Consider the following 14,948-nt stretch of genomic DNA (forward strand, 5'->3'; position numbering starts at 1 on the left):
TTCGCTCACCTGTTAGTCCAGTTCGTTATCGAGATCGTTGTTACCAGCAGCCTGCGCAGGGGCACCCGCGACACGGTTGTATTTCGGGCTGAGCTGGATATAAAGAATCGCCATCACCGCACCAATCACACCCAGCGCAACCAGGTTGAAGTTGGTGAACGCAGCGGTAACGAAGCCAAGGTAGAAGAATGGCATCAGGTAGCCCGCGCGCATCATGTTGATGACCATCGCATAACCGACCACCACGATCATACCCCCGGCGATATTCAGACCGCTGGTAACCACTTCAGGGATCGCATTCAGCATGCCCTGAACTTCGCTGGTACCGACAGAAATCGCCACGATAACCGCAGGGATTGCGATACGCATCGCTTGCAGGAACAGGGAAGAAACGTGGATCCAGGAGAGCGCGGTGAGGTTGCCGTTTTCGGCCGCCTTATCCGCCGCGTGCTGGAAGGCAACGGTAATAGTACGGACGATAATGGTCAGCACCTGACCCGCTGCGGCCAGCGGGATGGCCAGCGCGATACCGGCACCAATACTCTGATGACCAGCGATAACCAGAACGGTTGAAATAATGGACGCCAGCGCGGCATCTGGCGCAACTGCCGCACCGATGTTCATCCAGCCGAGGGCGATCATTTCCAAAGTACCACCGATGATGATACCGGTTTTCATGTCACCGAGAACGGCGCCAATCAACGTACAGGCCACCAGAGGGCGGTGGAACTGAAATTCATCAAGTACGGACTCCATACCCGCAATACATGCGACGATGAACACCAGCACAATCTGAAGAGTAGTAATCTCCATTGCACTTCTCCTATTACATAAGCTCTATATGAAAAACCGGCCCGGGCTTATTTCCCCACTTTGCCGATCAAATCCATCATTTTCAGTTTCTGGTCCGTGGAAACCTTACGGGCTTCCAGTTCGATACCGCGTGCATTCAGTTTGTTGAAGGCCTCGATATCTTTCGCATCCACTGAAATCGCGTTGTTGACCTGCGTTTTGCCCTGACGGAATGCCATACCGCCAATGTTAACGGAGGTGATTTTCACGCCGCCTTCAACAATGCGTTCGACGTCTGTCGGGTTGGTGAAGAGAAGCATCACGCGCTCACCCGCATATTTCGGGTTGTTGTAAACGCGGATCATTTTGGCGACATCCACGACGTGCGCGGTGACGCCCGGCGGTGCAACCTGGGTAAGAAGGGTTTTACGGACAGTGTCGGCGGCCACTTCGTCACTGACCACGATGATGCGTTGTACGTTGGTCTCTTTGGTCCAGCGTGTTGCCACCTGGCCGTGGATCAGACGGTCATCAATACGCGCAAGGCCGATAACCATGTAATCGTTCGGACCCATTGGCTTCGCCGGTGCTGCCGCCCTTGGTGCAGCAGGGGCAGGGGCCGGTTTTTCAACCGGCTGCGCTTTCAGCGCCTTCACGCCTTCGCGACCGGTTTCCACCGCCAGTGCCACCAGTTCATCAAAACCTGGGTTGTCGTCACGCGCCATGAAGGTTTCCACCAACATCGGGATATTCACCCCGGCGACGACTTCATAATGCTCTTTATCGACGACAATGCGGCTGGCAGCGTTGAACGGGCTGCCGCCCCATGTATCCACGAGAAACAGCACGCCTTTACTGGTATCCAGCTTCTCAAGCTGAGCAGTGTATTTTTCAATCAGCGTCTCGGCATTTTCACCGGGAACGAAATCGATCCAGCCGACGTTTTCCTGCTCGCCCAACAGCATTTCTGCCGTTTTGAGTAACTGCTCCGCAGCCCAACCATGTGTGCCTATGACAATAGCAATGGTCACTTGCTACCTCCTTTTATTATCATGTATACGTCTGCCAGGCAGGCGTACTGAGAATCGTATTGGCGAACCGAATCGATTCAGATAAGGGTTAGAGTTCAAAAAACTAAGACTTCCGCGAATTATTTTAGATAGTGAAAAAATAATTTATGTGATGAAGATCCGTAATTTAGCTACGCCTTACAGATTTTTCTTTAAGTTAATCCGCGTGTGTTACAGAAGTTTGCAAAGGAACGTAAATCTTTGCTAAAAACCAATTGTCTCTGATATGTTTAGCGTCCGTTTAATTATTCAGGAGTATAGGGCTACAGCCCACTATATGGACCGTCACCGACGTCAGTCATCTTCCAGGCCATTCCGCGCCTTATTCATCGGCGATCTTCGCCACGCATCGACTCTCATTCCCTTTGAAATGCCCGAAATTAGCGGGGCACCGTTTTGTCATTCCTTTAGCAGGAGCGTGTCATGGAATTCTTAATGGACCCGTCAATCTGGGTAGGCTTGCTTACGCTGGTCGTGCTGGAGATCGTTCTCGGTATTGATAACCTGGTGTTTATCGCCATCCTCGCGGATAAGCTCCCGCCGAAACAGCGTGATAAAGCCCGTCTGATCGGCCTCTCGCTGGCGCTGATCATGCGTCTGGGCTTGCTGTCTGTGATCTCGTGGATGGTTACCCTGACGAAGCCGCTGTTCACCGTCATGGATTTCACCTTCTCCGGCCGCGATTTAATCATGCTGGTGGGGGGACTGTTCCTGCTGTTCAAAGCCACAACAGAGCTGCATGAACGGCTGGAGAACCGGCAGCACGATGATGGCCACGGTAAGGGTTACGCCAGCTTCTGGGTGGTTGTTCTCCAGATTGTGGTGCTTGATGCGGTCTTCTCACTGGATGCGGTGATTACGGCGGTCGGCATGGTGAACCATCTGCCGGTGATGATGGCGGCGGTGGTGATTGCGATGGCGGTAATGCTGCTGGCGTCAAAACCGCTGACGCGTTTCGTCAACCAGCATCCGACGGTCGTTGTGCTGTGTCTGAGCTTCCTGCTGATGATTGGTCTGAGCCTGGTGGCAGAAGGGTTTGGCTTCCATATTCCGAAAGGCTACCTGTACGCCGCGATTGGCTTCTCGATTCTGATCGAGCTGTTTAACCAGATTGCGCGCCGTAACTTTATTAAGCAGCAGTCGAATCAGCCGCTGCGAGCCCGTACCGCAGATGCGATTCTGCGACTGATGGGCGGACGTCGTCAGGTCAACGTGCAGGCTGATAACGAGAACCGTAACCCGGTTCCGGTGCCGGAAGGCGCGTTTGTGGAAGAAGAACGCTACATGATCAACGGCGTGCTTTCGCTGGCTTCCCGCTCCCTGCGCGGCATTATGACGCCGCGCGGTGAGATCAGCTGGGTGGACGCCAACCTGAGCGTCGACGAAATTCGTCAGCAGCTGCTCTCCTCGCCACACAGCCTGTTCCCGGTCTGCCGGGGTGAGCTGGATGAGATTATCGGTGTGGTACGCGCGAAAGAGATGCTGGTGGCGCTGGAAGAGGGCGTTAACGTCGAGGCCGTAGCGGCCGCGTCGCCCGCCATCGTGGTACCGGAGACGCTGGATCCGATCAACCTGCTGGGCGTGTTGCGTCGTGCCCGCGGGAGCTTTGTTATCGTCACCAATGAATTTGGTGTGGTACAGGGCCTGGTGACGCCGCTGGACGTGCTGGAAGCCATTGCCGGTGAATTCCCTGATGCGGATGAAACCCCGGAAATCGTTGCCGACGGTGACGGCTGGCTGGTGAAAGGCACCACCGACCTGCACGCGCTCTCGCACACGCTGGGCGTCGAAAACGTGGTCAATGATGATGAAGACATTGCCACCGTCGCGGGGCTGGTGATTGCCGTTAACGGGCAGATCCCGCGTATTGGTGATGTGCTGGAGCTGCCGCCGCTGCAAATTACCATCGTCGAAGCCAACGACTATCGCGTTGATATGGTGCGTATTGTTAAAGAGCACTCTGCACACGACGAAGAAGAGTAACGCTATCTAGCGTAACGGCAGTAAGGGCACGATGTGTCCGTTGTGGCGGGCTGGCGGAGAGTGACTTTCCGCCAGCCATTTCGGAAACTCGCGCAGCGGCATTGGCCGCGCATACAAGTACCCCTGCAAAATATGTACGCTGTGACGGCGCAGGTAGCGTGACTGCTCCTCGGTTTCCACCCCTTCCGCAACCAGTTCAATATTCAGCCGCTGACCCAGCGCAATAATAATATCCGTTACCGTTGAGTTCACGGCGTCGGTGCCGATCGCGGTGGTGAAGGATTTATCAATTTTCAGCACATCCGGATGCAGTTTTTCTAGCCATGAAAGTGAGCTGTTGCCGGTACCAAAATCATCAATCGCAAGTTTCACCCCTTTGCGGTGCAGCTCCCGCACGATGCGGTAATCCACATCCAGCAACGCATCGCGTTCGGTTAACTCCACGATCAACTGTTGAACAGGGCTGGCGTTAAACCAGATGCGGTTGAGATCCTGGATCAGCGCAGCGCGGCGAAAATGGCTGGCGGCCACGTTAATGCCGATATGGAAATCGCGCGAGGCCGGGAAATAGCCTATCTGCCGCACCGTTTCGCTGATGACGTAGCGGGTAAGCGGAACAATCAGGTTATGTTCTTCGGCCAGAGGGATAAAGACATCGGGCGAAATCCATCCCTGACGCGGGTTGTTCCAGCGCAGGAGGATCTCGACGCCGACGCATTCCCGGGTGCGGGCATTCACCAGCGGCTGGCAGAAGAGCTCAAACTCCCTGGCCGCAATTCCCATATTGATTTCCCAGGTGAAACTGATGCGCCGCGCGGTGGCGAGCCAGGCGATATAGCCCATCAGTAAGCTGAGCATTAACGCCAGCGGCAGCTGGGTGGGCAGATTTTTTAACGCCATTTCGCCAGGCCCGGGGCCGCTCACCGTGACGCTGAAAGGGTAATGCTGTGACGATTGTTCCAGCAGGGAGGCGTTGTCATCGAAGGTCGGCGTAGTCGTCACCTGTTGCCCGTCGCGGAGGAAGTTATCTCCTACTCTCAGGACAACGTCGGTGATCTGCGGCCGCTGCGGCTCAAGAATCATTTTAGTGATGAGATCGATATTCACCACCTCCATCACCCCGTCGTTGCCGTCGCTCGCGAGGGGAGACCACTGAATCAGTACCGGGCTGCCTTTTACCAGCCACCGATCGGTCAGCAGCAACAGCCAGGATTCACTGACCGGCAGCTCCGGCACAAACTCACTGACGGGCACATTACGGCTGCCAAAGACGCTTGAGCAATACAGTATTCCGTCTTGAATGAGGGCGATGGAGCGTACGGTCTGGAGGATCGCCGCCTGTTTTCGCAGGATCAGATTTGCTTCGGAACAGGGTATGCCAACCAGTGAAAGTAGCGTTTCCCGCTGGGCCTCTAACGAAAGAAGCACCTTATCAAGCGCACGCACGGTGTGGTGGGTAAAGTCGTGGATCCGATCCTGATTTATGTTGCGCTGTGAAATAAAGCGAATACCCAGCGTCAGGACGAGCGTAACGAGCGCAACCGCGACACAGACGATAACGCGTTTTCGGCGATAGTCTTTAATGATCGTTTGTGCAGTTTGCATGAACGGTCGCCTGTTAAGCACCGGCCGGAAAAGCCAGACGCAACAGTGACAGTGTAGTGGGGAATACGTGAAGCGACGAGACGAGAGGGGAAAATTCGCCCATCCGTTGCAGATGGGCGAAAGGAAAGCTTAGTCGCACTGCACCTTAATGGCCAGACCGCCGCGCGAGGTCTCACGGTACTTCGCGTTCATGTCCTTGCCGGTTTCGTACATAGTTTCAATAACCTTATCCAGCGACACGCGTGGCTCGCTGGTACGGCGCATCGCCATACGCGAGGCGTTGATCGCTTTGACGGAGGCGATGGCGTTACGCTCAATGCACGGCACCTGCACCTGGCCGGCAACCGGGTCACAGGTCAGACCGAGGTTGTGCTCCATGCCGATTTCCGCCGCCACGCACACCTGCTCAGGGCTGGCGCCCAGCAGTTCCGCCAGACCCGCTGCTGCCATAGAGCAGGCCACGCCCACTTCACCCTGACAGCCCACTTCAGCACCGGAGATGGACGCATTCATCTTGTACAGCGTGCCGATAGCACCTGCCGCGAGGAAATAACGGATATAGATGTCCGGCGTCACGGGCTCAATAAAGTGATCGTAATAGGCCAGCACCGCCGGAACGATACCGCACGCGCCGTTGGTCGGCGCCGTCACGACGCGACCACCCGCTGCGTTCTCTTCGTTAACCGCGAGGGCAAACATGTTCACCCTGTCGACCACGTTCATTGGGTCATTGGAGAACTTGTCGGTAGTGACCAGCATGCGGCGCAGAGCAGAGGCACGACGCGGCACGCGCAGTGGCCCAGGCAGAACACCCTCGGTGTTCATCCCGCGGTCAATACAGGCGCGCATGGTTTGCCACACGTTAGCAAAATAGTCTTCGATCTCTTTCTTGCTGTGCAGCGCCAGTTCGTTCTGCATCACCATGCCTGACAGGGACAGACCGGTCTCTTTGCAGTAGCCCAGCATCTCGGTGGCCGATTTAAACGGATAGGGCACATTGACGTCGCCCGCGCTCTCTTTACCAAAGTGTTCTTCGTCAACGATAAAGCCGCCGCCGATGGAGTAGTAAGTTTTGCTGTAGATCTCTTTTTCGCCACTCCAGGCGTGGATGGTCATGCCGTTTTCATGCAGCGGCAGGTTGTCGCTACGAAAACGCATCCCGTCATCCTGCGGGAAGTCCACTTCGTGCTGGCCGTTAGCCAGCAGCAAACGACCGCGCGTTTCCACGTCGCGGATAAATGCCGGAATGGCATCAATATCAACTGTGTCCGGCATATTGCCCGCCAGACCCATAATAATGGCGATATCGGTGTGGTGGCCTTTACCCGTTAATGACAGTGAACCGTAAACGTCTACGGCGACACGGGTAACGCTTTCCAGTAATCCTTTTTCGACCAGATCATCGACGAACTGTTTACCGGCCTTCATCGGCCCTACAGTGTGGGAAGAAGATGGACCAATCCCCACTTTGAACATGTCGAATATACTAATCACTTTCACACTCCTGACAGGGTTACTGGGGTTCCAGTAACGATGTTATAACTGCGCATAGTGTAAGAGGGAACACCAACCTCGGCTTAACTATTCACATGAATTAAACTAATGGTTAACGATGGTTTTGCTAATAGCGCGACGCCGATCGCAAACCTGCCAGAAAAGGGTGGAATGTAAAGTATAGTCAAGGCTTCAGGCCGATTTGCAGGGCCAGCTCACGAATGATGCCTGCCGTCATGCCCCAGACAAAATAATGCTGATACCACGACAGCCAGACCCGATGATCGTGTCCGCGGCGGTGAATATCCAGCGGGTGATAGCGACCCAGACGAAGGGCCTCTTCCAGCGGCATTTCGAATACCGCTGAAACTTCATCGACGCTGGCGTGATACTGAAGATCGGGCGGAATAATGCCAACGACCGGCGTGACCTGAAAACCGGTTACGCTGTCCACTGGCGGCAGCACGCCGATCACCTCGACCGCCTCCGGAGGGATCGCCACTTCCTCATGCGCTTCGCGCAGTGCGGCGGCAATCAGGGATGCATCGGTGCTGTCCACCGCGCCGCCCGGGAACGCAACCTGACCGGCGTGTTTTCGCATATGCGGTGAGCGCTGGGTAAGCAACAGACCCGGCTGCTCACGACGCACGACCGGGATCAGCACCGCCGCCTGACGTTGATTCAGCGTGGCGCGGTTAACCTGGGGCCGCAGAAGCTGAAAGCGCGACAGAAAATCATCCAGCGTCAGGTTGTCTTTCTTCACCGTGAGTTCTCCAGTTGTTTCAGGATACGATTCACTTTATCAAAGGTTTCCTGATATTCCGCCTCCGCCTGGCTGTCGGCCACAATGCCACCGCCTGCGGAACAGTACAGGTTACCGTCGCAGGCCGTCAGGGTGCGAATAGTGATGCTGGTATCCATGGTGCCGCACAGACTCACATAGCCGATGCTGCCGCACCAGGCGTTGCGGCGATGCGGTTCCAGTTCGTCGATGATCTCCATCGCCCGGACCTTCGGCGCGCCGGTAATGGAGCCGCCCGGAAACGCGGCGCGGAGCAGATCGCAGGCGGTTCGCGAGGCCGGCAGACGTGCGGTGATGGTGCTGACCAGATGATGCACCGCCGGGAATGGCTCCACGACGAACAGCTCCGGCACGCGCACGCTGCCCGGCTCGGCGACGCGGCCAATATCATTGCGCATCAGATCGACAATCATCAGGTTTTCAGCGCGATCTTTCGGCGAGGCCGCCAGCGTCTCCGCCTGCTGACGGTCGGCGTCGGCATCCGCAAGGCGCGGCAGGGTGCCCTTTATCGGGCGGGTCTGAATCATACCGTCAGCCAGGTGAATAAAACGCTCAGGCGAAAGGCTGAGGATGGCGCCGTGTTCAAGGCGTAAAAATGCGCTGAACGGGGCCTTATTGCTGGCATTGAGGCGGGTAAACGCCTGCCATTCGTCTCCCTCGTATGCCGCCTGGAAACGCTGGGCGAGGTTGACCTGATAACAGTCGCCGCTGTGAAGATACGCCTGCACGCGGGAGAATTTTTCCGCGTATTCCTCCGCGCTCATGTTCGAGCGCCAGCCGGAGGTTAGCATAAAGCGTTCCGGGGCGGCGGGCCGTTGCGCCTCAAGCCAGGCCAGACGCGCCTGCACGTCCCGGTGGCTTAGCAGAGAAACCGTCTGCTTACGGTGATCCACGATCAGCGCCCAGTCATACAGCCCCACCGCCATATCCGGCAGGGAAATATCCGCCTGCGCATGCTCGGGCAGCTTTTCGAAACGGCGACCCAGATCGTAACCAAACAGGCCCAGCGCGCCCCCCTGGAAAGGCAGATCCGGATCCGGTGTGGCAGATAAGCCCAGAGCATGGATCTCGTTCTGGAGCCGCATCAGCGGATCGTCCGTTGGCGACAGCGCATCGGTCGTCAGCGTTTTAACCGGGTCGGCCACCAGAATGTCAAAGCGGCTGTAGGGATGATCCGCATGCCCGGAGTGCAGGAGCATCGCAAAAGGCAGGTGGCTCAGACGGGCAAACCAGAACTCGGCGGCGTCTGCACGCCAGGGCAAGGTCATAACAGTGGGGAAGCGCATGTTCATGTATGGCATACTACCGGGCAGCGTGAAATAATTAGCGCGAATAATTTAGCAGGAGTTAACGATGTTTGCAGGTTTACCTTCTCTCAGCCATGACCAACAGCAGAAAGCCGTTGAACGTATTCAGGAGCTGATGTCCCAGGGGATGAGCAGCGGACAGGCAATTTCCCAGGTCGCGGAAGAACTTCGCGCCACCCATACCGGCGAGCGGATCGTGGCGCGCTTTGAGGATGAAGATGAAGAATAACCGGCTTACACTGCCGCGATAATCTTGATCTCAACCTTATATTCCGGTTTCATCAGCGTGGCCTGTACGGTGCAGCGTACAGGCGCGTGACCCGCCACCACCCACGCATCCCAGGCTTTATTCATCGCCGCGAAATCGTCTTTATTCGCCAGAAAAATCGTCGCATCCAGAATGCGGGATTTGTCGCTGCCCTGTTTTTCCAGTACGGCGTCGATCTGCGCCAGGGTGTTGGCGGTCTGCTCGAAGGCGTCGGCGTGCAGATTGGCAGGGACGCCGGTGTAGTACAGCGTCTGGTTGTGGATCACCACATCAGACCAGCGGGCTTCGGCATCAATGCGCGTAATTGTCATAAACGTATCCTCGTTATCTTTCGTCGTCAGGCGGCAAGACTGCCATAATGTTCCGCCGTCGTCACTATTTGGGGTGGCACCGGAGAGAAGGGGCTGACATAATCCCTGTGCAAAAATACAGTGAGAGAACACCGTGGCAGACGATTTTTCCCCAGAAGGTCAGTTAGCACAGGCTATTCCCGGCTTTAAACCGCGCGAACCCCAACGTCAGATGGCGCATGCCGTCGCGCACGCCATCGACAAGGCGCAGCCGCTGGTCGTGGAGGCCGGCACCGGTACGGGGAAAACGTATGCTTACCTCGCTCCTGCGCTGCGGGCGAAAAAAAAGGTGATCATCTCTACGGGATCAAAAGCGCTCCAGGATCAGCTCTACAGCCGCGATTTACCCACGGTGGCGAAAGCGCTGAAATACAAAGGGCGTCTGGCCTTGCTGAAAGGGCGTTCTAACTACCTGTGTCTGGAGCGTCTTGAACAGCAGGCGCTGGCGGGCGGCGACCTGCCGGTACAAACCCTGAGCGATGTGATCGTCCTGCGCGCCTGGGCCAACCAGACGGAGGAGGGGGACATCAGCACCTGCGCGAGCGTGCCGGAAGACTCCCCGGCCTGGCCGCTGGTGACCAGCACCAATGACAACTGCCTCGGCAGCGACTGCCCGCTGTATAAGGACTGTTTTGTGGTGAAAGCGCGTAAAACCGCGATGGACGCCGACGTGGTGGTGGTGAACCATCACCTGTTTCTTGCGGATATGGTGGTCAAGGACAGTGGTTTCGGCGAGCTGATCCCGGAGGCGGAGGTGATGATCTTCGATGAAGCCCATCAGCTACCGGACATCGCCAGCCAGTATTTTGGTCAGTCGCTCTCCAGCCGTCAGCTTCAGGATCTGGCGAAAGATATTACCATTGCCTATCGCACCGAACTCAAAGATACCCAGCAGTTGCAGAAGTGCGCGGACCGCCTGGCGCAATGCGCACAGGATTTCCGCTTACAGCTTGGCGAGCCGGGCTATCGCGGCAACCTGCGCGAACTGCTCGCAGACAAAAATATCCAGCGCGCGCTGCTGCTGCTCGATGATGCCCTTGAACTCTGTTACGACGTGGCGAAGCTGTCCCTCGGACGTTCAGCGCTGCTGGACGCCGCTTTCGAGCGCGCCACGCTCTACCGTGGGCGGCTGAAGCGGCTGAAAGAGATCAACCAGCCGGGCTATAGCTACTGGTACGAATGTACCTCGCGCCACTTCACCCTGGCGCTCACGCCGCTGACCGTTGCTGATAAATTCAAAGAGGTGATGGCGCAAAAGCCCGGCACCTGGGTCTTTACCTCGGCCACGCTGTCGGTCAATGACGATCTGCACCACTTTACCGAGCGCCTCGGCATTGAGCAGGCGGAATCCCTGCTTCTGCCGAGCCCGTTCGACTATGAGAAACAGGCGCTGCTGTGCGTGCCGCGCAATCTGCCGCTGCCTAACCAGCCGGGCGCGGCGCGCCATCTGGCGGCCATGCTGAAGCCGATGATTGAGGCCAACAACGGGCGCTGCTTTATGCTCTGCACCTCACACGCCATGATGCGCGATCTGGCCGAGCAGTTCCGCGCCACCATGACGCTACCGGTGCTGTTGCAGGGGGAAACCAGCAAAGGCCAGCTGCTCCAGCAGTTTGTCAGCGCCGGTAATGCCCTGCTGGTGGCGACCAGCAGCTTCTGGGAAGGGGTGGACGTGCGCGGCGATACGCTCTCGCTGGTGATTATCGATAAGCTGCCGTTCACATCGCCGGACGATCCGCTCCTGAAAGCGCGCATGGAGGATTGCCGTCTGCGCGGGGGCGATCCGTTCGACGACGTCCAGCTGCCGGACGCGGTCATCACGCTTAAACAGGGGGTAGGGCGACTGATCCGCGACGTCACCGACCGCGGGGTGCTGGTGATCTGCGACAACCGCCTGGTGATGCGTCCCTACGGCGCCACTTTCCTCGCCAGCCTGCCGCCCGCGCCGCGTACGCGGGATATTAAACGCGCGGTCCGCTTCCTGGCGAACCCGACGGCGGAGTAATTCTTCCCGGAGTGTGTTAAGATGCGCGCCATTTTGTGACTGACCATTGCGAGAGCGCGACGACTGATGCGAATTCTGGCTATTGATACCGCGACAGAGGCCTGTTCCGTTGCCCTGTGGAACGACGGTACGACTTTTGCTCATTTCGAAGAGTGCCCACGGGAACACACCCAACGTATTCTGCCCCTGGTAAAAACCATTTTAACCGAGGGCAACACCTCCTTAACCGACCTCGACGCGCTGGCCTACGGCCGTGGTCCGGGCAGCTTTACGGGCGTACGTATCGGGATTGGCATTGCGCAGGGGCTGGCGCTGGGCGCTGACCTGCCGATGATCGGCGTCTCAACGCTTGCGACCATGGCTCAGGGCGCCTGGCGCATGACCGGGGCCACCCGCGTGCTGGCTGCGATTGATGCCCGCATGGGGGAAGTCTACTGGGCGGAGTACACCCGTGACGAAAACGGCGTCTGGCACGGCGAAGAGACGGAAGCGGTGCTTAAACCTGAAGCCGTCACCGGGCGCCTGAAGCAGCTCTCCGGTGAGTGGGCGACGGTCGGAACCGGCTGGCCGGCATGGCCAGAGATGGCGAAGGACACCGGCCTTACGCTGGTGGACGGTAACATGCTCCTGCCCGCCGCAGAAGATATGCTGCCGATTGCCTGTCAGCTGCTTGCCGCAGGAAAAACCGTGGCGGTTGAACATGCTGAACCGGTTTATTTACGAAACACCGTCGCGTGGAAGAAACTTCCTGGCCGCGAGTGAATCTCAGTAACAGGAACTGAGAAAAAGGAGTCGCATCATGGCGGTTCAGACTAAAGTTGTACGCTTTCTTATGGCAGGCGCGGTTGCCATAGCACTGAGCGGGTGCGTCACCGTTCCTGATGCGATCAAGGGCACCAGCCCGACGCCACAGCAGGATCTGGTACGCGTGATGAATGCCCCGGAGTTGTATGTCGGGCAGGAAGCGCGGTTTGGCGGCAAGGTGGTTGAAGTGCTAAACCAGCAGGGGAAAACCCGGCTGGAGATTGCCACTGTCCCGCTGGACGACGGCGCGCGGCCTGTTCTGGGTGAAGCCTCGCGCGGGCGGATCTACGCTGACGTCAGCGGCTTCCTTGATCCGGTAGATTTCCGCGGGCAGCTGGTGACCGTCGTCGGGCCGATTACCGGTTCGGTGGCGGGCAAAATCGGCAATACGCCATACAAATTTATGGCCATGCAGGTTAACGGCTACAAACGCTGGCGTATCGCCCAGCAGGTGGTGATGCCGCCACAGCCAATCGATCCGTGGATGTGGGGACCGCATCCGTATCGTTACGGCTACGGTGGCTGGGGTTGGTACAATCCAGGCCCTGCACAGGTTCAAACAATCGTAACTGAGTAACTTACTGTTATTGTTAGGAAAGAGGCAGCGGCTCAGCCGCTGTCTCTGTTTTTTTACGGATAAAACGAAAAAAAAGAGTGACGCGCTTCGCAACCTGCAATCTGAACAATTAATAAACTGGTACGCTGAGTTAATATAATGTTAACAAACTGTTTATTATCGGGGCTGTGATGACGACGAACACTCATTTCAGAGGTGATGCATTGAAAAAGGTTTGGCTTAACCGTTATCCCGCGGATGTCCCTGCGGAGATCAATCCTGACCGTTATCAATCCCTGATTGAATTATTTGAACACTCGGTACGGCGTTACGCTGACCAGCCTGCATTTGTGAATATGGGCGAAGTGATGACCTTCCGTAAGCTGGAAGAGCGCAGCCGGGCGTTTGCAGCCTATTTACAGGAAGGGTTGGGCTTGCAGAAAGGGGATCGCGTCGCGCTGATGATGCCAAACCTGCTGCAATACCCGGTGGCGCTGTTCGGGATCCTCAGGGCAGGGATGATCGTGGTTAACGTTAACCCGCTCTATACCCCGCGCGAGCTAGAACATCAGTTGAATGACAGCGGCGCGGCGGCGATTGTGATTGTCTCCAACTTTGCCCACACGCTGGAAAAAGTCGTTGAAAGAACCCAGGTTAAACACGTCATCCTGACGCGCATGGGCGACCAGCTCTCTACCGCGAAGGGTACGCTGGTCAACTTTGTCGTTAAATACGTTAAGCGGCTGGTGCCGAAATACCACCTGCCGGATGCCATCTCTTTCCGCCGCGCCCTGCATGCGGGCTACCGGATGCAGTACGTGAAGCCGGAGATCGTGTCTGAGGATCTGGCATTTCTGCAATACACGGGCGGTACCACCGGCGTGGCGAAAGGGGCGATGCTGACCCACCGAAATATGCTGGCGAACCTTGAGCAGGTTAATGCCACCTACGGGCCGCTGCTGCACCCGGGCAAGGAGCTGGTGATCACCGCGCTTCCGCTGTATCACATTTTTGCGCTGACCATGAACTGCCTGCTGTTTATTGAGCTTGGCGGTCAAAACGTACTGATCACCAACCCGCGCGACATTCCGGGGCTGGTCAAAGAGCTGGCGAAATACCCGTTCACCGCCATGACCGGCGTGAACACCCTGTTTAACGCGCTGCTTAACAATAAAGAGTTCCAGCAGCTCGATTTCTCCACGCTGCACCTCTCTGCCGGTGGCGGGATGCCGGTTCAGCAGGCGGTTGCCGAGCGCTGGGTGAAACTCACCGGGCAATATCTGCTGGAAGGCTATGGCCTGACGGAGTGCGCCCCGCTGGTCAGCGTTAACCCGCATGATATCGACTATCACAGCGGCAGTATCGGTCTGCCGGTCCCGTCGACGGAAGCAAAACTGGTGGATGATGAGGATAACGAAGTGCCTCACGGTGAGCCAGGAGAGCTGTGCGTCAGAGGGCCGCAGGTGATGCTGGGCTACTGGCAACGTCCGGATGCCACGGATGAGATCATCAAAGACGGCTGGCTGCACACGGGCGACATCGCGGTGATGGATGACGAAGGCTTCCTGCGCATCGTCGATCGCAAGAAAGATATGATCCTGGTGTCAGGGTTCAACGTCTATCCGAACGAAATCGAAGACGTGGTGATGCAGCACAGCGGCGTGCTGGAAGTGGCGGCGGTGGGCGTTCCCTCCGGCAGCAGCGGTGAAGCGGTGAAGATATTTGTGGTCAAGAAAGATCCTTCTCTGACCGAGGATGCGCTGATAACGTTTTGTCGCCGTCAGCTGACGGGCTATAAAGTGCCGAAGCTAGTGGAATTCCGGGATGAGCTGCCGAAATCCAACGTCGGGAAGATATTACGACGAGAATTACGTGACGAAGCCCGTGCCAAAGTGGACAATAAGGCCTGAGC

General features: G+C 57.1%; 14 protein-coding genes. 7 read left to right on the plus strand and 7 right to left on the minus strand.

The genetic code is table 11. From position 1 onward, the window contains the following. Positions 1-12: 12 nt before the first annotated feature. Both manY and manX read right to left on the minus strand, forming a co-directional pair. A complete protein-coding gene (gene manY, locus IPZ49_RS19115) occupies positions 13-813 on the minus strand; it encodes a PTS mannose transporter subunit IIC (protein WP_003859914.1) in 801 nt (266 codons plus the stop codon). A 47-nt stretch (positions 814-860) separates the two neighbouring features. Next, a complete protein-coding gene (gene manX / locus IPZ49_RS19120) occupies positions 861-1,823 on the minus strand; it encodes a PTS mannose transporter subunit IIAB (RefSeq protein ID WP_017384327.1) in 963 nt (320 codons plus the stop codon). 316 nt (positions 1,824-2,139) lie between these two features. Between manX and IPZ49_RS23460 the strand changes: the two genes are divergently transcribed. Together IPZ49_RS23460 and yoaE are read left to right on the plus strand one after the other, a co-directional pair. Beyond that, a complete protein-coding gene (locus IPZ49_RS23460) occupies positions 2,140-2,298 on the plus strand; it encodes a hypothetical protein (RefSeq protein ID WP_371286258.1) in 159 nt (52 codons plus the stop codon). Further along, positions 2,286-3,845, plus strand: coding sequence for a CNNM family cation transport protein YoaE (yoaE, locus tag IPZ49_RS19125; RefSeq protein WP_006810992.1), 1,560 nt, complete (start codon positions 2,286-2,288; stop codon positions 3,843-3,845). The genes IPZ49_RS23460 and yoaE overlap by 13 nt, the downstream gene beginning before the upstream one ends. Before the next feature lie 6 nt (positions 3,846-3,851). On the opposite strand, the gene IPZ49_RS19130 is transcribed toward yoaE, so the two are convergent. From IPZ49_RS19130 to pabB, 4 genes are all read right to left on the minus strand, one after another. Further along, entirely contained in the window at positions 3,852-5,450 is a 1,599-nt protein-coding gene (locus tag IPZ49_RS19130; protein ID WP_063932745.1) for an EAL domain-containing protein, read from the minus strand. A gap of 129 nt (positions 5,451-5,579) precedes the next feature. Then, the gene (gene sdaA, locus IPZ49_RS19135; RefSeq protein WP_063932746.1) at positions 5,580-6,944 is read right to left on the minus strand and encodes an L-serine ammonia-lyase; all 1,365 of its coding nucleotides are present in this window, start codon (positions 6,942-6,944) and stop codon (positions 5,580-5,582) included. 184 nt (positions 6,945-7,128) lie between these two features. Further along, entirely contained in the window at positions 7,129-7,707 is a 579-nt protein-coding gene (locus IPZ49_RS19140) for a CoA pyrophosphatase (protein WP_017384324.1), read from the minus strand. Further along, positions 7,704-9,038, minus strand: a complete 1,335-nt coding sequence (gene pabB / locus IPZ49_RS19145; RefSeq protein ID WP_017384323.1) for an aminodeoxychorismate synthase component 1 — start codon at positions 9,036-9,038, stop codon at positions 7,704-7,706. Before pabB ends, IPZ49_RS19140 begins: the two co-directional genes overlap by 4 nt. A gap of 61 nt (positions 9,039-9,099) precedes the next feature. Between pabB and IPZ49_RS19150 the strand changes: the two genes are divergently transcribed. Beyond that, positions 9,100-9,282, plus strand: a complete 183-nt coding sequence (locus IPZ49_RS19150; protein WP_003859925.1) for a YoaH family protein — start codon at positions 9,100-9,102, stop codon at positions 9,280-9,282. 5 nt (positions 9,283-9,287) lie between these two features. Here the strand turns inward: IPZ49_RS19150 and IPZ49_RS19155 are convergent, their stop codons facing one another. Continuing rightward, positions 9,288-9,632, minus strand: a complete 345-nt coding sequence (locus IPZ49_RS19155) for a RidA family protein (RefSeq protein WP_045911200.1) — start codon at positions 9,630-9,632, stop codon at positions 9,288-9,290. 133 nt (positions 9,633-9,765) lie between these two features. Between IPZ49_RS19155 and IPZ49_RS19160 the strand changes: the two genes are divergently transcribed. From IPZ49_RS19160 to fadD, 4 genes are all read left to right on the plus strand, one after another. Next, positions 9,766-11,676, plus strand: a complete 1,911-nt coding sequence (locus IPZ49_RS19160) for an ATP-dependent DNA helicase (RefSeq protein ID WP_023303884.1) — start codon at positions 9,766-9,768, stop codon at positions 11,674-11,676. A 66-nt stretch (positions 11,677-11,742) separates the two neighbouring features. Beyond that, positions 11,743-12,438, plus strand: a complete 696-nt coding sequence (tsaB, locus tag IPZ49_RS19165; protein WP_047365539.1) for a tRNA (adenosine(37)-N6)-threonylcarbamoyltransferase complex dimerization subunit type 1 TsaB — start codon at positions 11,743-11,745, stop codon at positions 12,436-12,438. A gap of 37 nt (positions 12,439-12,475) precedes the next feature. After that, positions 12,476-13,057, plus strand: coding sequence for a Slp family lipoprotein (locus tag IPZ49_RS19170; protein WP_058688649.1), 582 nt, complete (start codon positions 12,476-12,478; stop codon positions 13,055-13,057). A gap of 203 nt (positions 13,058-13,260) precedes the next feature. Then, positions 13,261-14,946: a long-chain-fatty-acid--CoA ligase FadD gene (gene fadD, locus IPZ49_RS19175; protein ID WP_017693264.1), complete on the plus strand. Its 1,686-nt coding sequence runs from the start codon at positions 13,261-13,263 to the stop codon at positions 14,944-14,946. Positions 14,947-14,948: the final 2 nt, after the last annotated feature.

The organism is Enterobacter cloacae complex sp. S2 (assembly GCF_015159675.1).
Taxonomy (GTDB): Bacteria; Pseudomonadota; Gammaproteobacteria; order Enterobacterales; family Enterobacteriaceae; genus Enterobacter; species Enterobacter intestinihominis.

Excerpts from the sequence above, each read along its gene's own strand:
- manY (WP_003859914.1), bottom strand. The coding sequence starts at position 813 with ATGGAGATTACTACTCTTCAGATTGTGCTGGTGTTCATCGTCGCATGT.
- IPZ49_RS23460 (WP_371286258.1), top strand. The coding sequence starts at position 2,140 with ATGGACCGTCACCGACGTCAGTCATCTTCCAGGCCATTCCGCGCCTTA.
- yoaE (WP_006810992.1), top strand. The coding sequence starts at position 2,286 with ATGGAATTCTTAATGGACCCGTCAATCTGGGTAGGCTTGCTTACGCTG.
- IPZ49_RS19130 (WP_063932745.1), bottom strand. The coding sequence starts at position 5,450 with ATGCAAACTGCACAAACGATCATTAAAGACTATCGCCGAAAACGCGTT.
- pabB (WP_017384323.1), bottom strand. The coding sequence starts at position 9,038 with ATGAACATGCGCTTCCCCACTGTTATGACCTTGCCCTGGCGTGCAGAC.
- IPZ49_RS19150 (WP_003859925.1), top strand. The coding sequence starts at position 9,100 with ATGTTTGCAGGTTTACCTTCTCTCAGCCATGACCAACAGCAGAAAGCC.
- IPZ49_RS19155 (WP_045911200.1), bottom strand. The coding sequence starts at position 9,632 with ATGACAATTACGCGCATTGATGCCGAAGCCCGCTGGTCTGATGTGGTG.
- tsaB (WP_047365539.1), top strand. The coding sequence starts at position 11,743 with ATGCGAATTCTGGCTATTGATACCGCGACAGAGGCCTGTTCCGTTGCC.
- IPZ49_RS19170 (WP_058688649.1), top strand. The coding sequence starts at position 12,476 with ATGGCGGTTCAGACTAAAGTTGTACGCTTTCTTATGGCAGGCGCGGTT.